Annotated in this window: 24 protein-coding genes; 15 read left to right on the top strand and 9 right to left on the bottom strand. The window is 73.5% G+C overall.

Going from position 1 to position 23,160, the window contains the following annotated elements:
* Positions 1-12: 12 nt before the first annotated feature.
* Complete coding sequence (locus AB0O91_RS06265; protein ID WP_363428433.1) at positions 13-504, bottom strand: hypothetical protein; 492 nt, start codon at positions 502-504, stop codon at positions 13-15.
* 99 nt (positions 505-603) lie between these two features.
* Complete coding sequence (locus AB0O91_RS06260) at positions 604-1,638, bottom strand: YafY family protein (protein WP_363428431.1); 1,035 nt, start codon at positions 1,636-1,638, stop codon at positions 604-606.
* A gap of 97 nt (positions 1,639-1,735) precedes the next feature.
* Between AB0O91_RS06260 and AB0O91_RS06255 the strand changes: the two genes are divergently transcribed.
* A complete protein-coding gene (locus AB0O91_RS06255) occupies positions 1,736-2,278 on the top strand; it encodes a DinB family protein (RefSeq protein ID WP_363428429.1) in 543 nt (180 codons plus the stop codon).
* Between the two features lie 97 nt (positions 2,279-2,375).
* On the opposite strand, the gene AB0O91_RS06250 is transcribed toward AB0O91_RS06255, so the two are convergent.
* Positions 2,376-2,591 (bottom strand): heavy-metal-associated domain-containing protein, encoded by a 216-nt coding sequence (locus AB0O91_RS06250; RefSeq protein ID WP_363428427.1) that lies wholly within the window; start codon positions 2,589-2,591, stop codon positions 2,376-2,378.
* A 279-nt stretch (positions 2,592-2,870) separates the two neighbouring features.
* Here AB0O91_RS06250 and AB0O91_RS06245 point away from each other — a divergent pair, with 279 nt between their 5' ends.
* Positions 2,871-3,569: a DUF3152 domain-containing protein gene (locus AB0O91_RS06245; RefSeq protein WP_363428425.1), complete on the top strand. Its 699-nt coding sequence runs from the start codon at positions 2,871-2,873 to the stop codon at positions 3,567-3,569.
* A gap of 147 nt (positions 3,570-3,716) precedes the next feature.
* Positions 3,717-4,622: a glutaminase gene (locus tag AB0O91_RS06240; protein WP_363428585.1), complete on the top strand. Its 906-nt coding sequence runs from the start codon at positions 3,717-3,719 to the stop codon at positions 4,620-4,622.
* A gap of 126 nt (positions 4,623-4,748) precedes the next feature.
* Here AB0O91_RS06240 and glmS read toward each other — a convergent pair whose 3' ends face one another.
* Both glmS and AB0O91_RS06230 read right to left on the bottom strand, forming a co-directional pair.
* Positions 4,749-6,575 carry a glutamine--fructose-6-phosphate transaminase (isomerizing) gene (glmS, locus tag AB0O91_RS06235; protein ID WP_363428423.1) on the bottom strand — a complete coding sequence of 609 codons (1,827 nt, stop codon included), beginning with the start codon at positions 6,573-6,575 and terminating at the stop codon, positions 4,749-4,751.
* 35 nt (positions 6,576-6,610) lie between these two features.
* Entirely contained in the window at positions 6,611-6,883 is a 273-nt protein-coding gene (locus AB0O91_RS06230) for a hypothetical protein (RefSeq protein WP_363428421.1), read from the bottom strand.
* A 193-nt stretch (positions 6,884-7,076) separates the two neighbouring features.
* Here AB0O91_RS06230 and asnB point away from each other — a divergent pair, with 193 nt between their 5' ends.
* The 7 genes from asnB to AB0O91_RS06195 all read left to right on the top strand — a co-directional run bounded on the left by asnB (position 7,077) and on the right by AB0O91_RS06195 (position 14,764).
* Positions 7,077-8,927, top strand: coding sequence for an asparagine synthase (glutamine-hydrolyzing) (gene asnB, locus AB0O91_RS06225; RefSeq protein WP_363428419.1), 1,851 nt, complete (start codon positions 7,077-7,079; stop codon positions 8,925-8,927).
* A 287-nt stretch (positions 8,928-9,214) separates the two neighbouring features.
* Positions 9,215-10,330, top strand: a complete 1,116-nt coding sequence (locus AB0O91_RS06220; protein WP_363428417.1) for a hypothetical protein — start codon at positions 9,215-9,217, stop codon at positions 10,328-10,330.
* A gap of 185 nt (positions 10,331-10,515) precedes the next feature.
* Positions 10,516-11,955: a pyridoxal-dependent decarboxylase gene (locus tag AB0O91_RS06215; RefSeq protein ID WP_363428416.1), complete on the top strand. Its 1,440-nt coding sequence runs from the start codon at positions 10,516-10,518 to the stop codon at positions 11,953-11,955.
* Positions 11,956-12,032: 77 nt separating this feature from the next.
* Positions 12,033-12,458, top strand: a complete 426-nt coding sequence (locus AB0O91_RS06210; protein WP_363428415.1) for a hypothetical protein — start codon at positions 12,033-12,035, stop codon at positions 12,456-12,458.
* A gap of 219 nt (positions 12,459-12,677) precedes the next feature.
* Complete coding sequence (locus AB0O91_RS06205) at positions 12,678-12,893, top strand: hypothetical protein (protein ID WP_363428414.1); 216 nt, start codon at positions 12,678-12,680, stop codon at positions 12,891-12,893.
* A gap of 75 nt (positions 12,894-12,968) precedes the next feature.
* Complete coding sequence (locus AB0O91_RS06200; protein WP_363428583.1) at positions 12,969-14,216, top strand: response regulator; 1,248 nt, start codon at positions 12,969-12,971, stop codon at positions 14,214-14,216.
* A 50-nt stretch (positions 14,217-14,266) separates the two neighbouring features.
* Positions 14,267-14,764 carry a phosphoribosyltransferase gene (locus AB0O91_RS06195; RefSeq protein ID WP_363428412.1) on the top strand — a complete coding sequence of 166 codons (498 nt, stop codon included), beginning with the start codon at positions 14,267-14,269 and terminating at the stop codon, positions 14,762-14,764.
* 33 nt (positions 14,765-14,797) lie between these two features.
* On the opposite strand, the gene AB0O91_RS06190 is transcribed toward AB0O91_RS06195, so the two are convergent.
* Positions 14,798-15,610: a polysaccharide deacetylase family protein gene (locus AB0O91_RS06190; RefSeq protein WP_363428410.1), complete on the bottom strand. Its 813-nt coding sequence runs from the start codon at positions 15,608-15,610 to the stop codon at positions 14,798-14,800.
* 823 nt (positions 15,611-16,433) lie between these two features.
* On the opposite strand from AB0O91_RS06190, the gene AB0O91_RS06185 reads away from it, so the two are divergent.
* Together AB0O91_RS06185 and AB0O91_RS06180 are read left to right on the top strand one after the other, a co-directional pair.
* Positions 16,434-16,931 carry a hypothetical protein gene (locus AB0O91_RS06185; RefSeq protein WP_363428408.1) on the top strand — a complete coding sequence of 166 codons (498 nt, stop codon included), beginning with the start codon at positions 16,434-16,436 and terminating at the stop codon, positions 16,929-16,931.
* Positions 16,932-17,170: 239 nt separating this feature from the next.
* Complete coding sequence (locus tag AB0O91_RS06180) at positions 17,171-17,974, top strand: SAM-dependent methyltransferase (protein WP_363428406.1); 804 nt, start codon at positions 17,171-17,173, stop codon at positions 17,972-17,974.
* A 31-nt stretch (positions 17,975-18,005) separates the two neighbouring features.
* Here AB0O91_RS06180 and AB0O91_RS06175 read toward each other — a convergent pair whose 3' ends face one another.
* Positions 18,006-18,953, bottom strand: coding sequence for a helix-turn-helix transcriptional regulator (locus AB0O91_RS06175; protein WP_363428404.1), 948 nt, complete (start codon positions 18,951-18,953; stop codon positions 18,006-18,008).
* A 123-nt stretch (positions 18,954-19,076) separates the two neighbouring features.
* Positions 19,077-19,316 (bottom strand): DUF397 domain-containing protein, encoded by a 240-nt coding sequence (locus tag AB0O91_RS06170; protein ID WP_363428402.1) that lies wholly within the window; start codon positions 19,314-19,316, stop codon positions 19,077-19,079.
* Positions 19,317-19,698: 382 nt separating this feature from the next.
* Between AB0O91_RS06170 and AB0O91_RS06165 the strand changes: the two genes are divergently transcribed.
* Positions 19,699-20,325, top strand: coding sequence for a hypothetical protein (locus AB0O91_RS06165; protein WP_363428400.1), 627 nt, complete (start codon positions 19,699-19,701; stop codon positions 20,323-20,325).
* Between the two features lie 50 nt (positions 20,326-20,375).
* Here AB0O91_RS06165 and AB0O91_RS06160 read toward each other — a convergent pair whose 3' ends face one another.
* Positions 20,376-20,603 carry a hypothetical protein gene (locus AB0O91_RS06160; RefSeq protein WP_363428398.1) on the bottom strand — a complete coding sequence of 76 codons (228 nt, stop codon included), beginning with the start codon at positions 20,601-20,603 and terminating at the stop codon, positions 20,376-20,378.
* A gap of 321 nt (positions 20,604-20,924) precedes the next feature.
* Here AB0O91_RS06160 and AB0O91_RS06155 point away from each other — a divergent pair, with 321 nt between their 5' ends.
* Positions 20,925-21,605, top strand: coding sequence for a GNAT family N-acetyltransferase (locus AB0O91_RS06155; RefSeq protein ID WP_363428396.1), 681 nt, complete (start codon positions 20,925-20,927; stop codon positions 21,603-21,605).
* Positions 21,606-21,873: 268 nt separating this feature from the next.
* Positions 21,874-23,136: a MurT ligase domain-containing protein gene (locus AB0O91_RS06150; RefSeq protein ID WP_350505619.1), complete on the top strand. Its 1,263-nt coding sequence runs from the start codon at positions 21,874-21,876 to the stop codon at positions 23,134-23,136.
* The last annotated feature ends 24 nt before the right edge of the window (positions 23,137-23,160 follow it).

The following is a 23,160-nucleotide window of genomic DNA, read 5'->3' as shown; positions in this document are numbered from 1 at the left end:
GCGCATCCGTCCTCAATCGAAGCCGACCTCGGTGAAGGCGCAGCCCCCGCGGTCGGCGTACTCCAGCATCGGGCCGGCCACGTGCCGCGGCGCCTGCCGGAAGTACTGCCGGAAGCCGGAGGCCCGGAACTTCAGCTCGAACGCGTGGCCCTCCAGGTGCCAGAGCGGGTATTCCGCCCGCCCGTCCGGCGGCGCCAGCCGGTGGATCCCGTCCAGCTCGAGTTCCGGCGCCAGGCCCTTGAAGTCGAGGCTGCCCTCCAGGTCCCAGACCTCCTCGAAGACCAGCGTGGCCGGGGCGACCCAGAAGGTGAAGGGATCCCGCCGCCGTACCGGCGGCACCCAGCGGACCGGGTAGTCCAGGTCGAGGAGCAGCCGGGACGCCATTTCGCCCGGTTGGAGGAACAGGGCGTGGACGGTGGCGTCGTGCCAGCCCATCTCCTCGAGGTCGGCGTCGCTCCAGACGCTCTTCGACAGGCCCGACTCCTCATGATCCTTCTTCGTCATCCCCGTATCCAAGCAGGGCCGGCGCCGAACGCCCACCGGTTTCGGAGGCGGCCCGGGACCGACGCCCCGCCCCCTCCGGCGCCGCCGCCCGGGCCCGCATCAGCGGTCGGCACCGCCGGCCTCCTCCGCACCCCCGTCCGCCGTTCCGTCCGCACCCCCGTCCGCCGCTCCGTCCCGCTGCGCCGCCCGCCCGAAGCGGGTCGACCACTCGCCGATCAGCTCCCGGAGCTCCGGCGGGTGGACGACCCGGAACTCCGCGCCCAGGGAGCCCAGGGCCATCGCGGGCCAGTCCAGCGTGTCGGCGGTCATCCGCAGCCGGCAGCGGCCCCCGCCGAGCGCCTCGACGTCGCCCCAGCGGCCGACGTGGGCGCGGACGCGGGCGGCCGGGGCGTCGACGACGGCCTCGATCCGGTTGCTGCGGGGCATCCCGCTGAGGCCCGCGCGGACGTACTCGGCGGCGTCGGCGGCCGGCAGGGTGCGCGGGGCGAAGCGGGCGCCGGTGCTCTGGGCGGCGGTGAGGCGGTCCAGCCGGAAGGTGCGCCACTCGCCGCGGTCGAGGTCGTACGCGACGAGGTACCAGCGCCGGTCGAGGCAGACCAGCCGGTGCGGTTCGACGGACCGCTCGGTGCGGCGGGCGGAGGCGGCCGTGTACGAGAAGCGGAGCCGCTCGCTGTCGCGGCAGGCGAGGGCGACGGCGGTGAGGGCGTCCGGGTCGACGCCGGACCCGGCGGTGGCACCCCAGTCCACCGGTACGGTCACGGCGCGCAGCGCCTCGACCCGTCGGCGCAGCCGGGCCGGCATCACCTGCACCACCTTGGCGAGCACCCGGACGGAGGCCTCGGCGACGCCCTCGACCGGGCTCTCGGCGGCCGCCTGCAGTCCGACCGCGAGGGCGACCGCCTCCTCGTCGTCGATGACCAGCGGCGGCAGCGCGGCGCCGGCCGCCAGTTGGTAGCCGCCGTCGACGCCGCGCTGGGCCTCGACGGGGTAGCCGAGTTCGCGCAGCCGGTCGACGTCGCGGCGCAGGGTCCGGACGGAGACGCCGAGCCGGTCGGCGAGTTCCTCACCGGGCCAGTACCGGTGGGTCTGGAGCAGGGAGAGCAGTCGCAGGGTCCGGGTGCTGGTGTTCGCCATGCCCCGATTCTGGCCGCAATTCAGGACAGGAACTGGCCGCATTGCTCCGTACCGTGGTTCCTGTCCGAGAGAGCAGGAACCGAACGGAAGGCCCGCCATGACCGGCACCACCACCCCCCGCACCACCCCCGTCTCCGGCGAGCACGCCGACCTCCTGGCCGCCCTGGAGAAGCAGCGGCACTTCCTCCGCTTCACCACCCGCGACCTCACCGACGAGCAGGCCGCGCTGCGGACCAGCGCGAGCGAGCTGTGTCTGGGCGGGCTGGTCAAGCACGTGAGCTCGGTCGAGCGGCTGTGGGCGGCGTTCATCGTGGAGGGCCCGTCCGCGATGCCCGACTTCTCCGCCATGACGGAGGCCGACTTCGCCCGCCGGGCCGACGAGTTCCGGCTGCTGCCCGGCGAGACGCTGGCGGGCGTGCTCGCCGAGTACGCCGACGTGGCGCGCCGCACGGACGAGTTGGTGGCCACGCTGCCCGACCTGGACGCCGCGCAGCCGCTGCCGAAGGCCCCCTGGTTCGAGCCGGACGTGAAGTGGTCGGCCCGCCGGGTGCTGCTGCACGTGATCGCCGAGACGGCCCAGCACGCCGGTCACGCCGACATCATCCGCGAGTCCCTGGACGGCGCGAAGAGCATGGGCTGAGCCGGGTGGGGTCCGCCGCGTCACGGCGGCGGACCCCGGAGCCGGCCCCGGGTCAGACGCCCCCGGGGCGAGCAGCCCCGGGTCAGGCAGCCCCGGGTCAGGCCTGTCCGACGAAGGTGAACCCGGTCCCGTCCACCGCGTCGCGCAGCAGCGTCTCCTCCAGCGGCCCGGCGGAGGCCACCGTGACCCGGCCGCTGGGCGCGTCGGCGACGACGTCGGTGACCCCGGGGAGGGCGGCCAGCCCTGCGCTCACCGTCCGCTCGCAGTGGCCGCAGCTCATCCCGGAGACGGTGAGGACGGTGGTGACGGACATGGCGGTGCCTCCGATGGCGGTTCGGGAACGGGGTGGGTACGGGGTGGTCGACCGGGTCGACCCGCACCACGACACCCGATTCCGGCGGCGATCCCCAGGGACACGCCGCCCGGGTGGCACCTTCGAGTGGTTCCGGGAACCGGCCGGGCCGCCCGCCCGACGGGGCGCGGTCCGAAGCAGGCCCAGCCCCCCGACCGGCCCGGTCTGAACCGATCACCCGCTCCCGCGCGTCCCTCCTGGTGTCCCTGTCAGGCCCGGTCCAGAAAGAGCCCCACCGCGATGTCCGCCACCCCCGCCGCCCCGCCCCGCCGTCGAATACGCCGCGCCGCGCCCGCCCTGGCCCTGGTCGCCGCGGTGACCGCGGGCCTGCTCTGGTGGCGGCCCTGGCACCAGGAGCCGGCGCCGCTGGCCTTCACCACCGCCCCCGGCGGCTCCGCCCGGTTCGGCACCGGTGAGCACCTGTACCGCTACAAGGTCCGGGTGGAGGACGGGATCGCCGAGGCGCCGCAGCAGTTCGCCGCCGAGGTGGACGCGATCCTCGGCGACACCCGGCGCGGCTGGGCGGCCGGCGGCACCGCGTCCTTCCAACGGATGCCCGCCGACCCGGTGGACTTCACCGTCTACCTGGCGACCCCGAAGTCCACCGACCGGATCTGCGGCCAGTACGGCCTGGACACCGGCGGCTGGGTCAACTGCGGCGTCACCCACCAGGTGGTGATCAACCTCAAGCGCTGGACCGAGCTGTCCGAGTTCTACCAGGGCCAGCCGGAGCTGTACCACGCGCTCGCGGTCAACCACGAGGTCGGCCACATCCTCGGCAACGGCCACGTCGACTGCCCGGGCCCGGGCGACCCGGCGCCGGTCATGATGCAGCAGATCAAGGGCCTGCACGGCTGCGTCCCCAACGGCTGGCCCTACTCGGACACCGGCACCCTGCTGACCGGTCCCGAGGTCCAGGCGCCGAGCAACGCACCCTGACCTCCACGGCACTCCCCCGACCACGGATAATCACTGGTCGGACCGCGTGTCGCCGCCCGGCGGCCGCCGTCCCCGACCGTGTCCGTGAACCGTCCGTGCGTGGAGTGAAGAACCTTGTTCGATGTGGAACCCCTCGATTACCCGGTCCTGCTGGAGGCCGCCGAGGCGGCCGCCCGGGCGACCACGGGCCGGGGCCACGTCGCCGACTACATCCCGGCCCTCGCGGCGGCCGACCCGGAGTCCTTCGGGATGGCCGTGGCCACCGTCGACGGCGAGCTGTACGGCGTCGGGGACTGGCAGCAGCCGTTCTCCGTCCAGAGCGTCTCCAAGCTGTTCTCGCTCGCCCTCGCGCTCGCCTACAGCAGCGACGGCGGTGAGGACCTCTGGCGGGGCGTCGGCCGCGAGCCCTCCGGCAACCCGTTCAACTCGCTGGTGCAGCTGGAGACCGAGCACGGCATCCCGCGCAACCCCTTCATCAACGCGGGCGCGCTGGTGGTCACCGACCGCCTCCAGTCGCTGACCGGCGACGCCTCGGGCGCCGTCCGGGAGTTCCTGCGCCGCGAGTCCGGCAACCCGCTGCTCGACACCGACCCAGTGGTCGCCGCCTCCGAGGCCGAGCACGGCCACCGCAACGCCGCGCTCGCCCACTTCATCGCCAGCCACGGCAACCTGCAGAACCCGGTCGAGACCGTCCTGGAGCACTACTACGCCCACTGCGCCATCGCCACCAGCTGCCGCGACCTCGTCCTGGCCGGCGCCTTCCTCGCCCGCTACGGCGTCCGCACCGACGGCACCCGGCTGATGACCCGCAGCGAGGCCAAGCGGATCAACGCCGTCCTGCTCACCTGCGGCACCTACGACGCGGCCGGCGAGTTCGCCTTCCGGGTCGGCCTGCCGGGCAAGAGCGGCGTCGGCGGCGGCATCCTCGCCATACTCCCCGGCCGCGCCGCCGTCTGCGCCTGGGGCCCCCGCCTCGACCAGGCCGGCAACTCGGTCGCCGCCGTCACCGCCCTGGACACCCTCACCACCCTCTCCGGCTGCTCGGTCTTCTGACCCCGGCCGGGCCGCACGCGCGACCGGGCACGGCCGCACGGGCACGGCGGCACGACCGCACGGCACGACGGGCCCGGCCGCGGAACACCACGCGGCCGGGCCCGGTCGTCCGCCGGAGGAAGGGGCCTACTCCACCGTCACGCTCTTCGCCAGGTTGCGCGGCCGGTCCACGTCCCGGCCGAGCGCGACCGCCGCGTGGTAGGCGAGCAGCTGCAGCGGGATGTTGAGCAGCAGCGGGTCCAACTCCGGCTCGCTCTTGGGCACCAGGATGCAGTGGTCCGCGAGCTTCTCCTCGGGCCGCCGGTGGCCGACGGCGATGACGCGCCCGGAGCGGGCCTTGATCTCGCCGAGGGTGGTGAGGTTCTTGTCGAGCAGCTCGTCGTCCGGGACGAGGGCGACGGTGGGCAGTTCGGGGCTGATCAGGGCCAGCGGGCCGTGCTTGAGCTCGCTCGCCGGGTAGGCCTCGGCGTGGACGTAGGAGATCTCCTTGAGCTTCTGCGCGCCCTCCCGGGCGACGGGGTAGCCCCGGACCCGGCCGATGAACATCATGCCGGCCGAGTCGGCGTACTCGGCCGCGAGCTTGGCGATGTCGTCGCTCTGCTCCAGCACCTCGCGGATCTGGTCCGGCAGCGCCTGGAGGGCGGAGACGATCCGGCGGCCGTCGGCGGGCGAGAGGTCGTGGATCCGGCCGAAGTGCAGGGCGAGCAGCGCGAAGGCGACCACCGTGGAGGTGAAGGCCTTGGTGGAGGCGACGGAGACCTCGGGCCCGGCGTGCAGGTAGATGCCGCCGTCGCACTCGCGGGCGATCGCGCTGCCCACGGTGTTGACCACGCCGAGCACCCGGCCGCCCTTGCGCTTGACCTCCTGGACGGCGGCGAGCGTGTCGTAGGTCTCGCCGGACTGGCTGACCGCGACGTACAGGGTGTCGGCCTCGATGACCGGGTTGCGGTAGCGGAACTCGGAGGCGGGCTCGCTGTGCGCGGGGATGCGGGCGAGCTCCTCGATCAGCTGCGCGCCCATCTCGCCCGCGTAGTAGGCGGACCCGCAGCCGAGGATCTTCACCCGGCGGATCTCGCGCAGCTCCCGGGCGTCCAGGTTGAGGCCGCCCAGGTGGGCGGTGGCGAAGCGCTCGTCGAGCCGGCCGCTGAGGGTGCGCTCGACCGAGGTGGGCTGCTCGTGGATCTCCTTGAGCAGGTAGTGGTCGTAGCCGCCGGTGTCGAAGGAGTCGATCTCCCAGTCCACGGTGGACGGCTGGCGGTGGGTGGTGCGGGCGTCCGCGGTGAAGGTGCGGAAGCCGTCGGCGCGGACGGTGGCGAGCTCGCCGTCCTCCAGGTGCACGACCTGGCGGGTGTAGCGGACCAGGGCGGAGACGTCGGAGGCGGCGAACATCTCCTTCTCGCCGATGCCGAGCACGATCGGGCTGCCGTTGCGGGCGACCACGATGCGGTCGGGCTGCTCGGAGTCCAGCACCGCGATGCCGTAGGTGCCGACGACCCGGCCGAGGGCGGCGCGGACGGCGTCCTCCAGCTCGACGCCCTCGGTGGCGTGCGCGGCGATCAGGTGGGAGAGCACCTCGGTGTCGGTCTCCGAGCGGAACACCGCGCCGTCGGCGGTGAGCTTGGCGCGCAGCTCGTCGGCGTTCTCGATGATGCCGTTGTGGACGACGGCGATCCGCTCGGCGTGGTCGAGGTGCGGGTGGGCGTTGGCGTCACTGGGCACGCCGTGGGTGGCCCAACGGGTGTGGCCGATGCCGGTGTTGCCCTTGAAGCGGGCCGGTACGGCGGCGGCGAGGTCGGCGACCCGGCCCTTGGCCTTGCGGAGCTTGATCCCGCCGGTGCGCCCGGTGACGGCGACGCCGGCCGAGTCGTAGCCGCGGTACTCCAGCCGGGCCAGGCCCTCCAGCAGGAAGGGGGTCGCGTCCTTGGGGCCGATGTAGGCCACGATTCCGCACATGCGTGGACTCCTCCACTAAAGGTTGGGACGGCTGCTCAGCCGTAGACGATCCGGCGCAGCTGACGGGCCGAGAGGTCGGGCGCCGCGACCCGGCGGGCGGGCAGTTCCTCGGCGAGCCGGGCGAAGATCCGTTCGTTGGTCAAACCGCGTGCCTGGAGCTCGCCGTGGCGGCGCCGGACGTACTCCTCGGTGGTCTCGGAGAAGTACGCCAGCACCTCGGCCACGACCCGCGCCGCCTCCCGGGGCCCGAGCGGGCTGGTCCGGGAGAGGTGGGCGAGGAGGTCTTCGTGAGGGTGGGAGCTCGACACGAGGGAGACTCTAGGTCGCTTCGCGCGCCGAAGCCAAAGATCTTGCCCGATTTCGGGCAGGCTTGGGGAGTTTCACCGCGAGTAACCAGGTGGATCTTCTTCCGCTACCTTCCCGACAGACTCTTGATGCCGCGCCGACTCCACACGTAGCGTGACCTTCGGTACACGTAGCGGAAGACCGGAGGGCTTGCTGATGTGCGGGATCACCGGATGGGTCGCCTTCGACCGCGACCTCACCGCCGAACGGGCCGTCCTCGAAGCGATGACGGCCACTCAACTCCGCCGCGGCCCGGACGCCGGCGGCGTCCTCCTGCAGCCGCACGCCGGACTCGGCCACCGCCGCCTCGCGGTGATCGACATCGAGGGCGGCGTCCAGCCGATGACCGTCGAACACGACGGCCGGCTGCTGGCCGCGCTCACCTACAGCGGCGAGGTCTACAACCACCGCGAGCTGCGCGCCGAACTGGAGGCGGCCGGGCACCGCTTCCGCACCCGCAGCGACACCGAGGTGGTGCTGCGCGCCTACCTGGAGTGGGGCGAGGGCCTCGCCGAGCGGCTCAACGGCATGTTCGCCTTCGCCGTCTGGGACGCCCGGCGCGAGGAACTGCTGCTGGTCCGCGACCGGATGGGCGTCAAACCGCTCTACTACCACCCCACCCCGGACGGCGTGCTCTTCGGCTCCGAGATCAAGGCGATCCTGGCCCACCCCTCGGTGCGCCCGGTGGTCGACCTGGACGGGCTGCGCGAACTGCTCGGCCACACCCGCACCCCGGGCCTCACCCCGTACCGGGGCATCCTGGAGGTCCGGCCCGGGCACGTGGTGCGGGTGCGCCGCAGCGGCGTCTCGGTGCGGCGCTACTGGGCCCTGGAGGCGCGCGAGCACACCGACGGCCTGGACTCCACGATCGCCACCGTCCGGGCCCTGCTGGACGACATCGTGCACCGCCAGCTGGACGCGGACGTGCCGCTCTGCTCCCTGCTCTCCGGCGGCCTGGACTCCAGCGCCATCACCGCCATCGCCGCCAAGGAGCTGACCGCCGGCGGCGCGGGCGCGGTGCGCTCCTTCGCGGTGGACTTCGCCGGGCAGCCCCACAACTTCCACGCCGACCCGGTCCGCCAGACCCAGGACGGCCCGTTCGCCCGGCTGCTCGCCGACCACGTCGGCGCCGACCACAGCGTGATCGAGCTGGACGCCGCCGAACTCACCGACCCGGCCCAGCGCACGGCCGCGGTGCGCGCCCGCGACCTGCCCAACGGCGTCGGCGACATGGACGTCTCGCTGCTGATGCTGTTCCGCGACATCCGCCGGCACTCCACCGTCGCGCTGTCCGGCGAGTCCGCGGACGAGCTCTTCGGCGGCTACCGCTGGTTCCACGACCCCGCGACGGTCGCCGCCGAGGACTTCCCCTGGGCCGCCAGCCTCGCCGCCATCGCCGGCTCGGGCTCCGCCCCGCGCGAACGGCTCCTCGACGCCGAGCTGCTCCGCAAGCTCGACCTGGACGGCTACCGCCGGACCCGCTACCAGGAGGCGCTCGCCGAGGTCCCGCACCTGGACGCGGCCGACCCGCTGGAGCGGCGGATGCGCGAGATCTCCTACCTCAACCTGACCCGCTTCGTCTGCATCCTGCTCGACCGCAAGGACCGGATGAGCATGGCCCACGGCCTGGAGGTCCGGGTGCCGTTCTGCGACCACCGGCTGGTCCAGTACGTCTTCAACACCCCGTGGGCGATGAAGGCCTTCGACGGACGGGAGAAGAGCCTGCTGCGGGCCGCCGTCCGGGACGTGCTGCCGCCCGAGGTCGCCGACCGGGTGAAGAGCCCGTACCCGGTGTCGATGGACCCGCTCTACCCGGCGCAGCTGCGCGCCGAACTCGCCCGGCTGACCGCCGCGCGCACCTCCCCGGCCCTCGACCTGCTGGACGGCCGGCGGCTGACCGACGCGCTCGCCCCGGACACCGACCCGCAGTCGGTGCGCCTCGCCGTCGACCTCGCGCTGGACCTCGATGCCTGGCTGACGGAGTACCGGGTGACGCTGGAGCTCTGAGCGCACCCGCGCCCGGACGGCGCGGTGGCGGCCCCCCGGCCCGCCGCTGCGCCGTCCGGGTGAAGACGGCGAACCGGCCGCCCCGGCCGACGGTTGACCACCCCGGACGGCCGACCCACCGTCAACCCCCTTGACGTCCGGGAGCCGTCCCGCCCGGCCGGGGCGTGCGGGCGATGCGGTAGCGTCGCCGACACCTCCCGAATGGCGGGCGAAAACGCGGGATCGCGCTCCCCGTGCCGTCAGGATGGGAGCGAACCGTTCACCTCGATCCGCCGGGGGATCCCGTCATGCAGCCGCGAGTCTTCGCGATTCTCACCGCCGTGCTCCTGGGTGTCCTGGGGCTCGGGTCGGTGGCCGTCACCGACTGGTCGCCCGCCGCGGCCACCACCTCGCCCGCCGTCTCCACGGCCCCCGGGGTCTCCGGCGCCCGGGCGGTCGGGCCCGGCGCCCCGAGCGCCACCCCGACCGGCGACCCGGCGGTGTGGACCCGCTCCACGCTGCGCAACAAGATGATGGCCGAGATGGACGCCACCGACCCCGGTGTCGCCCTCGCCGACCTCGACCGGATCACCAAGGAGAAGCCGTACACCGTGCGCTTCTGCCACCCGATCGCGCACGAGCTCGGCCACGCGGCGGTCAAGCGCTTCAACGCCGACTTCCAGAAGGTCATCTCCTTCCCGCACGAGACCTGCGCGGCCGGCTACCTGCACGGCGCGGTCGAGGAGATGCTGAACGCCTCCCCCCAGCCCGAGGTGGACCTGCTCAAGCTGTGCGCCCCCAAGAACACCGGGCCCTGCATCCACGGCGTCGGCCACGGCACGATGTTCGTCGCCAAGCAGGACGTCGCCAAGGCGCGCGAGCTGTGCAACAAGTTCACCACCGACCAGAACCGGATCCGCTGCTCCGAGGGCCTGTTCATGCAGCTCTTCGGCCCGGACGAGGAGGACGAGCAGGCCAAGGCCAACCTGCCCGCCGACAAGCTCGCCCAGGACCCGCTCTACCCGTGCAAGGACCAGCCCTCGCTGTTCCAGTCCGCGTGCTTCTTCTACGCGCCGACCTTCTACCTCTCCTCGCACGACTACCCGAACCACCCCGAGGTCTACGCCGACGCCCTCAAGTGGTGCCTCAACGGCAAGGCCAGCGGCGGGGCCGTGGACTGCAGCCGCGGCGTCGGCTCGCGGACCATGAAGTACAACCTGGACCGCGAGGACTGGGCCGCCCAGCAGTGCGCGACCGCCGCCGACGGCTGGCAGCGCAAGGCCTGCGCGGAGGGGCTGGTCAGCTACTACACCGTCAACTACACCGACGGCGGGGCGTCCGGACGGCTCTGCGCGAAGATCACCAACAAGGAGATGCAGGGCTACTGCCGGTCCGCGGGCGGGCTGTCCGGCTCGCTCGACTGACCGCCCCCGCGGGGCCCCCGGTCCGCCGCGGTCGGTCCGCCGGCCCCGCTCCGTCCCCGTCCCACCTGTCGGGCCCGCGCCGCACGGCGCGGGCCCGGTTGCATAGGATCACCCGATCATCCGCCTGATCAGGGTGCGCCGAGGACGCCGCGCCTGCCCGCCCCTCCGGCCTCCTGGAGCACGCCATGACCACCGAGGACCCCCGCGACGCGGACTTCCGCACCGCCGCCCACGCCACCGCCGACCTGGTCGCCGACTACCTCGCGGCGCTGCCCGCCCGCCCGGTCTGGCAGCCGATGGACGACGCCGCCCGGCAGGCCCTGCTCGACGCCCCGCTGCCCGCCGAGGGCCGCCCGCTCACCGAGCTGCCGGCCGCCATCGCCCGGGACGTCCTCCCCCACCCCATGGGCAACGGCAACCCGCGCTTCTTCGGCTGGGTCAACTCCGCCCCCGCCCCCGCCGGGGTGCTCGCCACCCTGGCCGCCGCCGCGATGAACCCCAGCTCGGCCGGCGGCGACCACGCCGACGTCCACCTGGAGCGCGCCGTGGTCCGCTGGATCGCCGAACTCGTCGGCTTCCCGCACCCGGCCGGCGGCGGGCTGCTCACCTCCGGCACCTCGATGGCGACCATCGTCTGCGTCGCCGCCGCCCGCAACCGGGCCGCCCGCCGGGCCGGGTGGGACGTCCGCGAGGACGGCCTCGCCGGCCTGCCGCCGCTGGTCGGCTACGTCACCGGCGAGACCCACTCCTGCGTCCGCAAGGCCGCCGAGCTCCTCGGCCTGGGCAGCCGGCACCTGCGCACCGTCGCCGCCGGTCCCGACGGCCGGCTCGACCCGGCCGGGCTGCGGGCCGCCGTCGAGCGCGACCGCGCCGACGGGCTGCTGCCCTTCCTGGTGGTCGCCTCGGCCGGCACCGTCGGCACCGGCGCGGTCGACGCCTTCGACCCGATCGCCGACCTGTGCGCGCAGCAGGGCCTGTGGCTGCACGTCGACGGCGCCTACGGCGCCTTCGGCCGCCTCGACCCGGCCATCGCCCACCGCTACGCCGGTCTGGAGCGCGCCGACTCGCTCGCCCTCGACCCCCACAAGTGGCTCGGCGTCCCGGTCGACTGCGGCTGCGCGCTGGTCCGCGACACCGAGGAGCTGCGCGGCACCTTCAGCCTCGTCCCGTCCTACCTGCGCGACGAGGATGCCGGGGCGCTCGGCTGGTTCTCCGAGTACGGCACCGAGCAGACCCGCCCGTTCCGTGCCCTGAAGGTCTGGGCCACCATCGCGCACCGCGGCCGCGCCGGCCTCGTCCAGGACATCGCCCGGTGCACCGCCCTGGCCCGCCGACTCGGCGAACTCGTCGACGCCGACGACGAGTTGGAGCTGCTCGCAGAGGTGCAGACCTCCATCGTCGCGTTCCGCCACCGGGCCACCGGGCTGGACGAGGAGGCCCTCGACGCCCTCAACCGCGACCTGCCGCTCGCCGTCCAGCGGCGCGGACGGGTGTTCCTCACCGGCGCCCGGCTCGGCGGGCGGGAGATGCTCCGCGCCTGCCTGCTCAACGCCGCGACCACCGAGGAGGACCTCCGGCTGCTGCTCGCCGAGGTGCGGGCCGCGGCCCGCGCGCTCCTGCCGTAACACACCCGGCCGGACCTTAACCACCAGGTCACGGGCGGTTCGCGGCCGGGAAACACCGGTCGGGCACGGTGGAGGGCATGGAGCACCCGAAGCCTTCCTTCCCCCGTGCCCACCGCTGGCGCCGGGACACCGTCGAACTCGCCGCCGTCTTCCTCTCCGTCACCGCGGCCGACCTCGTCGCCAAGCTCGTCGTCGACGGCCCGGACGGCCCGGTCGTCCTGGCCGGCTCCGCCGTCGCCCTGCTCGTCACCGCACTCCTGCACGCCTGGTGGTCCCCGCACGCCCCTCCCCCGACCACCCTCTGGCGGGTCCGCACCACCGCCCTCGCCCACACCCACACCACCCTCGCCGACCACCGGATCACCCTCCTCTCCCTGCACTCCCACCCCACCGCCGACGAACTCTTCCTCCGCACCCCCCGCTCGCTGAGCCCGGCCGCCCTCACCACCCTGCTCACCACCAGCGGACACACCGTCGAGGACGCCCCGACCCGGATCGCCTGACCCGGAGCACTTGCCCAGGACCACTCGCCTCCCGCCGCCCGGGACGGCGCCCGGGACGGCGCACTCGGGGAGCGCCCGGTGTTGCCGATCGGTGTTTCCGCCCCGGAAACGGCGGCGCAACGGCGCCCGGACCTCCATGCTGTGACGCATCGCCGGACCACCCGGGCCGGCGGACAGGTCGTGGCCGGCGCGGGCCGCCACGGATCGAGGAGGTACGAGGTGCAGCCTGCGCTGCTGTCGACCAGGGCGGCCCTGGTGCTGCTGATCGGGGTGCTCACGGGGGTCGGCGCGGGCGTCCTGGCCGCCGCGGGGGGCACCCACCCGGCCCGGTGCGCCCTGTACGGCGTCGGCGCCTTCGGCGTCGGCGTGCCGTTCGTCAACCGGCTCGTCGCCGGTCCCGGCCGGGAACCGGCCGAGGACGAGCCCGCTTCCTGACCGCCGGGCGGCCCGGGCCCGCCGGGCTCCGGGCCGCGACCGACCCGATACCGCACGGAGGGTGGCGTCGTGGAGATGCTCGGGACACCAGGGGGCGACCGCGCGGGGAGCCTGCAGCCGCTCAGCCCCGATCTGAACGAGGAGTGCCGGGCCTTCGCCGAGGCGCTGCGCAGCCTGTTCGCGGGGCTGCGGCCGGCCGTGTCGGTCCGGCGCTACAGCTCGCGCCGGCACCTGAGCCCGGGCGCGCTCTCCCGCTACCTGGCCGGCCAGCGCATCCCCGCCTGGCAGTTCGTCCAGGACCTGCTCACCGATGTCGGCGCCGATCGCGGCAGCGTCGCCACCCCGGAGACGATCGGGCTGCTCCGCTCCCTGCACGCGGCCGCGCAGCAGACCAGCGCCTCGGTCGGCCACGCCGTCCAGCAGCTGCAGTTCCAGCTGGCCCAGGCCGACCGGCTCTCGCGGCGCTCGGCCGCCCACAGCGACCTCCTGGGCGACGCCCTACTGGACCGGAACCACCGGATCGCCGACCTGGAGCTGCGCCTCAACCAGTTGGAGGGCGACTGGGCGCGCGAGCGGGCCCGGGCGGACGAGATCGCCCTGCACGGCGGCGACCGCCAGGGCCTGCTCCGGGAGAAGCAGGCCCTGGAACGGGAGGTCGCGCGGCTGGAGGCCGAGCTGGCCGAGGCACTGCGGCGCCGGCTCGCCGCCGAGGCCCGCTGCGAGCTGCTGGAACGCCAGCTGACCACCGCCGAGCAGCAGGTCGGCGAGGACCCGCTGCGGATCGAGGCGCCCGCCGCCGCGCCGGCCGGCGCCGGTCGGCCCAGGGTCCTCGTGGTCGACGACCAGCCCACGAACCTGGTCGCCCTGGAGGCCGTCCTCGCGGCCGCCGACTGGGAGGTCCTGGCCGTCGCCTCCGGCCCGGACGCCCTGAAGGCGCTGCTCCAGCACAGCGACATCGCCGTCATCGTCCTGGACGTGCAGATGCCCGGCATGGACGGCTACGCGACCGCCGCCCACATCAAGAGCCGGGCGCAGACCCGCGACATCCCGATCATCTTCGTCACCGCGATCGGCTCCGACCCGGAGAACACCCTGCGCGGCTACGACGCCGGGGCGGTCGACTTCATCGTCAAGCCGTTCGACCCCTGGCTCCTGCGCGCCAAGGTCACCGTCCTGACCGGCATGTACCTGAGCTACCGGGGCACGCCCCGGACCGCCGCCCCGCACCCGCCCGCGCACACCGCCGGCGGCTGGCTGCTGCCCTCCACCCGCCGCCCGCACCCACCGTCCCGAGCGCCCGGACCAGGGGCGCAGCGGTCCTGAGCGGGCCCCCCTGTTCGCGGCCCGGCCGACAGTCGAGCACAATGAACGCCGTGACTGATGTACGCGAGATCCTGGACTACCAGACCTTCGGCCGGGCGATGCGCGAGCTCGCGCAGACGATCGCCGACGACGGCTACGAGCCCGACCTCGTCCTGAGCATCGCCCGCGGCGGCGTGTTCGTGGCGGGCGGCCTGGCGTACGCGCTGGACTGCAAGAACATCCACCTGGTGAACGTCGAGTTCTACACGGGCGTGGGCACCACCCTCGAGATGCCCGTCATGCTGGCGCCCGTCCCGTCCGCGATCGACTTCACGGACAAGAAGGTCCTGATCGCCGACGACGTCGCCGACACCGGCAAGACGCTGAAGCTGGTCCACGACTTCTGCCTCGACCACGTCGCCGAGGTCCGCTCCGCCGTCATCTACGAGAAGCCGCACTCCCTCGTGAAGTGCGAGTACGTGTGGAAGCGGACCGACGACTGGATCGAGTTCCCGTGGTCGGGCGAGGGACCGGTCGTCAAGCGCCACGGCCAGGTGCTCGACGCCTGACCGGCGGCCGGTCCGGCACCGGCCGTCGCGGGCTCAGGGGGTCGTCTGGACCGGGAAGCCGGTCGGACGGCCCTGGGCCTTCAGCCAGCCGAGCACCTGGTCGAGGGCCTCGACGGTCTGCCGGCGGTCGCCGCCGCCGTCGTGGAACAGGACGGTCGGCCCGTTGCCGAGCTCCTTCTTCACCGTCTCGACGATGGCGGCCGTGCCGGGCTTCTCGAAGTCCTTCGAGTCGACGTTCCAGCCCAGCGGGCGCATCCCGTTCGCGGCGGCGATGCGCCGGCTGTCGGGGGTGAACGAGCCGCCGGGCGCCCGGTAGTACAGCACGTGGGCGCCGCCCGCGGCGTCCTCGATCATCTTCTTCGCGTCCAGGATCTCCTTCTCCTGGTAGGCCACCGGCTTCTTGTCCATGGTCGTGTCATGGTCCACCGTGTGGTCGCACAGCCGGTGACCGGCCGCCACCACCTGCTTCACCAGGTCGGGGTGCGCCTTGGCCTGCGGGCCGATCATGCAGAACGTCGCCTTCACGCCGTAGCGCTTGAGCACGTCCAGGACCTTCGGCGTCCAGACCGGGTCCGGACCGTCGTCGATGGTGATGTTGACGGCGTTGCCCCCGGCCTCGGAGGCGTGGGCGATGCTCTCCGGCACCCCGCCCGACTGCTGCTGGGCACCGGCGCCGTCGGCCTGCGAACCGTCCTCCTGGGCGCCGTCGCCCTGGCCGTGCGTGACGCGCTGGTCGGCCGCGACGGAGGTCGTGGCCGTGACCGTCGGCACCACCCAGGCGCTCGCCGCCACCACGACGACCCCTGCCGCGAGGGCCACCCGCGAACGGTTGCCCAGCTTTGCCATGCGCGCCCTGACGTCCATCAACGACCACTCCCCGATTCCACTGCGCGTTCTCTGCGGCCGATGACGTCACCTCCGACCAGGCGGGTTCCGCCGTTCCGGCGCCCGTGACAGGACGGTGACGACTCGCTGACCTTGTCCCGGTCCGTGCCCCGCGGATCGACGGCGGCCGGCCGCCGTGCCCGAACCCCCCGGTCGACCGAACGCGGGCATGAACAGGGGAACATCCGCGCGAGCGGAGGGCGTCAATAAGCATCCCGGCAACGTGGTTTTGCAGGAGGGTCGTTGACGGCCTACCGGGCCAACTTTGCCCAGTACATTGATGCCCGGCCCCAGGACCGGGGCCCCGGGGGCGGGTGGAACCGCCGGCCGGGACCACTGCGATCGAGAGAGCTCCCGAACGTGCCCGACCGAGCCCGGGGGGCGGCGCGTGGACGCGCCCTCCCAGCAGCCCCACGCTGTCAGCAGCTTCGCCCCGGCCCAGGAACCGTACGGGACCGGTGCGTCGGGCGCCGCGGTCCCCGACGGCGCCGTTCCCCCGGACACCGGGACGTCCGCACCGGCCGCGCCACGGCCGACCACGGGTCCGGCGATCCCGACGGTCCCGACGGTCCCGACGAACGGAACCGTCCGACCACCCCCGCCGCAGGGCGCCCTCGTCCACGGGCCGTGCGCACTCCCCCGCACCGCCACCATCCGTCGGCCGCACACCAGGAACGGCCGACGCCCGCGCGACCCACCCGTCCCTGACGGTGCGGGCCGCCGCCCCTCGATCCGTCGCACACCGCTCGCCCGTCCAGCGGCCCACGGTGAGGAAGAGACGCGCATGGAGCACGGCATTCCGGCAGCACCGGTCAACCCCCACCCCGCGGCCGCCGGTCGCACGCCCCTGGGATTCGGGGCGTTCGTCACCCTCTCCCGCAGCCGCTACCTGATGTACGCGCAGGCGAGGCTCCAGGACGACCGGGCCGGCCAGGCCGCGGTGGCGGAGGCCCTGCACCGCACCCACTCCCGGTGGGAGGTCGTCCTCCGGAGCCCCAGCCCGGCGCAGGAGGCCTGGTCCGCCCTGCGCTGCTCGGTGACCGCCGCGCGCCGCGGCCGCGACGACCTGGGCACGGCCTCCGGCGAGGACCTGCTGCACCGCCTGCTGCCGGGCCCGATCGCCGACATCGTCCTGCTGCGGCACCGCCTCGGCCTGTCCCCGGAGGCCGTCGCGACCCTCATGGGCACCGAGGTGTCCGTGGTCGAGGCGGGGGCGCTGACGGCCAAGCGCCTGCTCCACGCGTACCTGTCCGACCTGAGGGAGGTCATCCCGCGGATCTGAGCACGGTCGGCGACGGCTGAACTCCACGGAACCCGGCGGACGTCGACCGAACCCGGCCGACGTCCAGGGGCCGGAGAGCAGTCCGAAACCGGTACTCCAGAACGCCGGAGAGCGACCAGCAGTTCCCTCTCCGTATCCGCGCCACCCCATCGGGTGATGGCGCCGACTGGCATGCCTTCTCTACACTGATCGGCAACTGCCCTGCCGACGGACGGGGTTGGCGACCGTTGAAGGGCCCGATGGGGATCAAAGGCGACGGCATCGACGTGACCGTGCCCAGTGATGCCAGAGTCTATGACTGGCTTCTGGGCGGGTCGATCAACTTCCACTCCGACCGGAGAGCGGCCGAGCGACTGCTCCAGATCGCGCCGACCAGTAGACAACTGGTCCTGAGCAACCGGTGGTTCCTCCAACGGGTGGTCCACACGCTGGCCGCCGAGTACGGCGTCCGCCAGTTCCTCGACTACGGCTGCGGGCTGCCGCTGGGGGACAACCTCCACCAGGTCGCCCAGCGCGTGGATCCGGCGTCGCGCATCGTCTACGTCGACAAGGACCCCATCGTGATCGCCTACGGGCGGGAGTCCTTGGACGAGAACGACCGCACCGCACTCGTCAGGGCCGACATGACCGACACCGACGCCGTGTTCGGCCACCCCGCGGCACTGGACCTGATCCACCCGGACGAGCCCACGGCCGTCCTGTTCGCCGCCGTCCTGCACTGCCTGCCGGACGAGCAGGACCCTGCTGAGCTCATCCGGCAGGTCACCGCGCGGCTCGCCCCCGGCAGTTTCGTGGTCGTCTCCGAACTCGTCAGCGACGACGCCGGCGTGCGCAGCGGGGTCACCGAGCTCATGAACCGGCAGGTGCCGAGGCACTGGGGGCGGGTCCGCGAGAAGCGGGAGGTCCGCTCCTACTTCGACGGGCTGGAGATCGAACCCCCCGGACTGGTCGACGTCACCGACTGGCGGCCGGTGTCCGACCTCCAGCAGCGCCAGCGCAGCCGGGAACTCACGGCGTTCGGCGGCCTGGCCCGCGTCCCGTGAGTCCGTCCGGCCGATGCGCGGACGAGTCCTGCTAGGAGTACTTCTCGACGGCGCCCTCGATCAGGCGCATGCTCTGGACCCGGGTGGCGGCCCGCGCCTTCATCTTCACCAGCAGTTGGAGGTGCCGCTCGTAGTCCGCGCCGTTGTTGCGCCCGCCCGCGACCCCGGTGGCCTTGGGGCGGTAGTCCGCGCTCTCGTACCCCTCCAGGTAGATCATGGGCGGCGGCCCGCCGACCTCGAACTCCAGGTGGGTGATCGAGGCCATCTGCAGGCCGATGATCCTGGCCATCGGCACGACCCGGAGCTTGATGCCGGGGGTCATCGCCATGTCGTACAGGTGGCGCATCTGCTCGGCCATCACGCTCTTGTCCTCCACCAGCGGCTGCAGGACGAACTCGCTGATCAGGATGCTCGCCAGCTCCGGCGGCGAGGCCAGGAAGCGGCGCTTGCGCTCCATCCGCAACCCCACCGCCAGCTCCACCTTGTCCTGCTCGCTGGTCAGGAAGTGCCGCTCGATCATGTCGCGCGCGTACGCCTCGGTCTGCAGGATGCCCGGCACCACGAGGGCCTCGTAGGTGTCGACCCTGCGGGCGGCCTCCTCCAGGCCGATGTACGTGGTGAGGTAGCCGGCCGTCGGTTCGAGGTACCGCGACCACCACACCGGCCGGCGCGCCTGCGCCGCCAGCTGCATCAGCTGCGCCTCTTCCAGGGCGCTCACGCCGTACACCCGGGCCAGCGCCCGGACGTCGACCTCCTCGGGCGGGCTCTCCCCCCGCTCCAGTCGCGAGAGCGTGGAGTTGGAGAAGCCCGTGCCGCGGGCGGCGGCCGACTGGATCATGCCCCGGCTCTCCCGGAGCGCCTTGAGCCGGGCACCGAGGATGAGGGCCGCGGCCGGCGGGTTGTTGGCGGGGTCCGCGCCCGTCCGGCGGTGCGGAATCACTCGGGCGAGGTGATCGCCGTTCTCGAAAAGGGTGGGCACGGGGGCTCCAGGTGCGACTTCATTTTGCTCATCGTCGCATATTCGAAGCCCCCGCGCCCCATCCTCACACGAGTCCGATCGAAACAGGTACCGCCGTCGACCGGACGTCGTAAAATGCCGGGATTACGCGACAAACATGTGATCGAATTCGCCGTTCCGGACGCCGCCGAAGAACACCTCGATCTCCCTCGCGGTGAAGATCAGGGCGACGCCCTCCGGGTCGGTGGAGTTGCGCACGGCGGCTCCACCGTGCGGCAGGCGGGTCATCTCGACACACACCCCGGTGTCGGCGCTGGCGGCCGCCTTGACCCAGGTCGCTCCCTCGATGTCCCCGGCGGGCATACCATTGACAAAAGCCTTCATCGGATCATCCTTTCCATACAACAATGTGGAAGTATCCCGGCGCATGCCCGTTCCGGGCATGCCGAGAATCGACCGCAGGGCCGATAGTCGGCCTGCCGCAATTGCAGCGGACCGACTAATGGGAATGCTAGCCAGATGGGTTCGCACACGGCACGCCGCCAAATGGGGGGATAAATTCGGGGTTCGGGTTTTATCGGTTGACCGGAATATTCGATCGACATCCTGTCTGCCTGCGCCGGAGGCGGCCGGGCACGTCCGCCGGGCAGGTCCGCCGGGCGCGGAGTTGACGGGATCGTTCGTCCTCGGAAGCATGTGTCGCCGCGCGTGCGTGACGGCGTACGGCCGGGCCGGGAGCGGATCGCTTTCCCGAGGTGTGGGGGTCATGACGTTGGTGGGGTCCGAGCAGGTCAGGGGAAGGACCGGCCTCGCCGTCGGGGCGGCGCTCGCCCTGGCGGCCTGCGCCCTCGTCGGGGGTGGCGGCACGGCGGCGGCCGCTCCGCCCGGGCCCGGCCCGGCGGTGCACGGGCCGGTGGAACCCGGGCCGGTGGCCCCCGGAGCGGCGCCCCTCGGGTCGCGCTCCCCGGCCGACGCCGCGACCGGCGTCTCGATCACCGAGGGCGAGGTCGGCGAGGTCGGCCCGCGGGGAACAATCACCTACCCGTCGGTGACCAGCTGCCTGGTCGTCACCGTCTACCTGCGGGACGGCGGCAAGGTCGGCGGCCACGCCAGCCTGTTCCAGGTCCCGGGGAAGTACGCCTCCGACGAGATCCTCCCCGCCCTCCGGCGCGCCGTCGGCCACCGGCCGGTCCGGGCCGTCGATGTCAGCGGGGCCGTCGGGGCCTGGAACCCGTCGTACTTCAGGAAGGCCATCGAGCGGTACACCGACGGAGCGCCCCCCGGCCCGACCGGCGACGCCCGGCGGATCGGTGACACCGTGGCCGAACTCCTGGGCCTGCACAGCGAGAAGGTCACCGTCCGGGACGTGCCGGACGGTGACCTCACCAGGTGAACCGGCCCGACCGGTCGGGTGGGTGCGGGCCGGGTCTCCGCTCGGGCGGTTCAGCTCCCGTTCGCGGGCTGGACCACGCACACCGCGTTGCCCAGCATGCTGCCGAAGCCGCCGAGCAGGGCGCTGGTGACGCTCTTGCAGGCAGCCGCCTCCTGCGGGGTCTTGGGGCCGTTGTTGCTGTTGCTGCTGTCGGCGGCGGCCGACTGGGCCAGCGCGAGCGGCAGCACCAGCAGCAGGGCGCAACAGGCCGTGGCCAGTGCGGAGTTCTTCGAGAGCATCGGGAAGGCCCTTCGGGTCGGGACGGATGTCGGGACGGGCGTCGGGCCCGGCCCGAGACGGGCTCGGACCGGGCCGGCGGGAAAGCCGAGCCATCCCTATCCGAAGGGGCCGCTCAGGGCACGGATCCTGGGCCATCCGTGAGCGTGTCCGCGTCAGGCCACAGCGGCGGACCCGTGGTGCGCCCGCCGTCCCGACCACCTGAGGCACCGGTCCGGGCCTCCGCCGGGCTCGTCCCGCCGCCCCGCCCGCGCACCCCCGGGCATTCGTGCGTTCACGATCACGTAACCGGCCGGAAGCGCGCCGTCGGTAGCGTCGGCGCCATGACGGCATCCCGCACTCGCCTCGAACGGCTCTGGCACCGGCCCTTCCACAGGTCGAAGCACAGGTGCGCACTGCCCGAGGGCCAGACCGCCCGGCCGCCCGCGCACACCGGCGTCCCGCACCGCCGGCCCCGCCCCCCGCACGGCGCCGGTCCGGCCGAGGAGGCGGTGTCCCGGCTGCCCCTGCCGGACGGGACCGAGCTGCTGCTGCGCCCCGCCGTCCCCGCCGACCGGGCGGCGGCCCGGGCGATGCACGACCGCTGCTCCCCCACCGCGCTGCGGCTGCGCTACCACGGCCCGGTCCGCGACGCCGACCGCTACCTGGACCACCTGCTGGACCCCCGCCACGGCCGCAGCCTCGCCGTGACCGCCCCCGACGGGCGGATCGTCGCCCTCGGGCACCTGATGTGGGACGAGGACGAGGCGGAGCTGGCCGTCCTGGTCGAGGACGCCTGGCAGCGGCTCGGGCTGGGCCTGGCCCTGCTCCGGCGGCTGACCACGGCGGCCCGGGCGGCCGGGGTCGACGCGGTGTACGCGGTGACCCAGGCCGGCAACGCCGGGCTGATCGCCGCGATGCGCGGACTGGGCGCGCCGCTGGACTTCCGCTGCGAGGACGGCACCCTGGTGATCACCGCCACGTTGGCCGCCGACGCCGCCCCCGCGCCCGGCCCGGGCCGTTGACCCGCTCTTTCTTCACCACATCCTCACCCGGCGGCCGGGCCGCCCCGGTCGCCGGACACCGGGCACCGGCCCGCTCCGGCCCCACGGACACCGGGCCCCTCCGCGGTTGACGGACGGTCAGCCGTCCCGTCGCGGTGTCGCAGCAGGCGGCGTGGGGTCCGGATCGTCCGGTCGGGCGACGGAGTCGGTAGGCTGGCCCCGTCCCCGCCGCCCGACGGCCCGTTATCCGGCCCACGGGCGGTGCCGCAGCAAGGAGGAACCACTGAGCATGGCAGGCACCGAATCGGAGCCCACAGGCGCACGCGACGCCTCGCTGCCGGCCCGCGCCAAGATCGCGGTCACGGCCGGCAAGGTCGCCGCCGCCGTGTCCCGGAAGGCCGGTCGCGGAAGCGGCTCGGTGATCGGCGGCAAGGTCGCCCTCAGGCTCGACCCCGACCTGCTCGCCACCCTCGCCGACCACCTCGACGTCGTCCTGGTCAGCGCCACCAACGGCAAGACCACCACCACCCGCCTGATCGCCGAGGCGCTGCGCGCCGCCGGCCCGGTGGTCTCCAACGCCCTGGGCGCCAACATGCCGGCCGGCATCACCTCCGCCCTGGCCGGCGGCACCGACGCCCGCTTCGGCGTGATCGAGGTCGACGAGAAGTACCTGGCGACGGTCGCCCGCGACACCCGGCCCAAGGCGATCGCCCTGCTCAACCTCTCCCGCGACCAGCTGGACCGCGCCGCCGAGACCCGCATGATGGCGGAGAAGTGGCGCGAGGGCCTCCAGGACACCGAGGCCGTGGTCATCGCCAACGCCGACGACCCGCTGGTGACCTGGGCCGCCTCCTCCTGCAAGAAGGTGGTCTGGGTGGCCGCCGGACAGGCCTGGAAGGAGGACGCCTGGTCCTGCCCCGCCTGCGGCGGCGTGATGCAGCGCCCCGGCGACGACTGGTTCTGCCAGGACTGCGGCTTCCGGCGCCCCAACCCGCACTGGGCGCTCCAGGGCACCCACGTGATCGACCCGCAGCGCGGCGCCTGGCCGATCCAGCTCCAGCTGCCCGGCCGGGCCAACCTGGCCAACGCCACCAGCTCCGCCGCCGTCGCCGCCGTGTTCGGCGTCTCCCCGCAGGTCGCGCTGGAGCGGATGCGCTCGGTGAGCGCCGTGGCGGGCCGCTACGACGTGGTGCAGTACCAGGGCCGGGACATCCGGCTGCTGCTCGCCAAGAACCCGGCCGGCTGGCTGGAGACCTTCTCGCTGATCGACGGCCCGCCGGCCCCGGTGATCCTCTCGGTCAACGCCCTCGACGCCGACGGCACCGACACCTCCTGGCTGTGGGACGTCGACTACGAGCGCCTGGCCGGGCACCCGATCTTCGTGATGGGCCAGCGCAAGCTGGACCTGGCCGTCCGCCTGGAGGTCGCCGGGCTGCAGTTCCACGTCGTGGACACCCTGGAGCAGGCCGTCCGGATGGCCCCGCCCGGCCGGATCGAGGCCATCGCCAACTACACCGCCTTCCAGCAGCTGCGGAAGGTCGTGGCCGGCTGATGCCGCGCCCGCACACCAGTCTTT

Source organism: Kitasatospora sp. NPDC089797 (assembly GCF_040684795.1).
Lineage (GTDB): Bacteria > Actinomycetota > Actinomycetes > Streptomycetales > Streptomycetaceae > Kitasatospora.
Note: the sequence above shows the minus strand (reverse complement) of the source record. Positions and strands in the feature narration are given on the sequence as shown.

Coding starts and splice junctions, on each gene's coding strand:
- AB0O91_RS06265 (WP_363428433.1), bottom strand. CDS start 504: ATGACGAAGAAGGATCATGAGGAGTCGGGCCTGTCGAAGAGCGTCTGG.
- AB0O91_RS06260 (WP_363428431.1), bottom strand. CDS start 1,638: ATGGCGAACACCAGCACCCGGACCCTGCGACTGCTCTCCCTGCTCCAG.
- AB0O91_RS06255 (WP_363428429.1), top strand. CDS start 1,736: ATGACCGGCACCACCACCCCCCGCACCACCCCCGTCTCCGGCGAGCAC.
- AB0O91_RS06250 (WP_363428427.1), bottom strand. CDS start 2,591: ATGTCCGTCACCACCGTCCTCACCGTCTCCGGGATGAGCTGCGGCCAC.
- AB0O91_RS06245 (WP_363428425.1), top strand. CDS start 2,871: ATGTCCGCCACCCCCGCCGCCCCGCCCCGCCGTCGAATACGCCGCGCC.
- glmS (WP_363428423.1), bottom strand. CDS start 6,575: ATGTGCGGAATCGTGGCCTACATCGGCCCCAAGGACGCGACCCCCTTC.
- asnB (WP_363428419.1), top strand. CDS start 7,077: ATGTGCGGGATCACCGGATGGGTCGCCTTCGACCGCGACCTCACCGCC.
- AB0O91_RS06220 (WP_363428417.1), top strand. CDS start 9,215: ATGCAGCCGCGAGTCTTCGCGATTCTCACCGCCGTGCTCCTGGGTGTC.
- AB0O91_RS06215 (WP_363428416.1), top strand. CDS start 10,516: ATGACCACCGAGGACCCCCGCGACGCGGACTTCCGCACCGCCGCCCAC.
- AB0O91_RS06210 (WP_363428415.1), top strand. CDS start 12,033: ATGGAGCACCCGAAGCCTTCCTTCCCCCGTGCCCACCGCTGGCGCCGG.
- AB0O91_RS06200 (WP_363428583.1), top strand. CDS start 12,969: ATGCTCGGGACACCAGGGGGCGACCGCGCGGGGAGCCTGCAGCCGCTC.
- AB0O91_RS06190 (WP_363428410.1), bottom strand. CDS start 15,610: ATGGCAAAGCTGGGCAACCGTTCGCGGGTGGCCCTCGCGGCAGGGGTC.
- AB0O91_RS06185 (WP_363428408.1), top strand. CDS start 16,434: ATGGAGCACGGCATTCCGGCAGCACCGGTCAACCCCCACCCCGCGGCC.
- AB0O91_RS06180 (WP_363428406.1), top strand. CDS start 17,171: ATGGGGATCAAAGGCGACGGCATCGACGTGACCGTGCCCAGTGATGCC.
- AB0O91_RS06170 (WP_363428402.1), bottom strand. CDS start 19,316: ATGAAGGCTTTTGTCAATGGTATGCCCGCCGGGGACATCGAGGGAGCG.
- AB0O91_RS06165 (WP_363428400.1), top strand. CDS start 19,699: ATGACGTTGGTGGGGTCCGAGCAGGTCAGGGGAAGGACCGGCCTCGCC.
- AB0O91_RS06160 (WP_363428398.1), bottom strand. CDS start 20,603: ATGCTCTCGAAGAACTCCGCACTGGCCACGGCCTGTTGCGCCCTGCTG.
- AB0O91_RS06155 (WP_363428396.1), top strand. CDS start 20,925: ATGACGGCATCCCGCACTCGCCTCGAACGGCTCTGGCACCGGCCCTTC.
- AB0O91_RS06150 (WP_350505619.1), top strand. CDS start 21,874: ATGGCAGGCACCGAATCGGAGCCCACAGGCGCACGCGACGCCTCGCTG.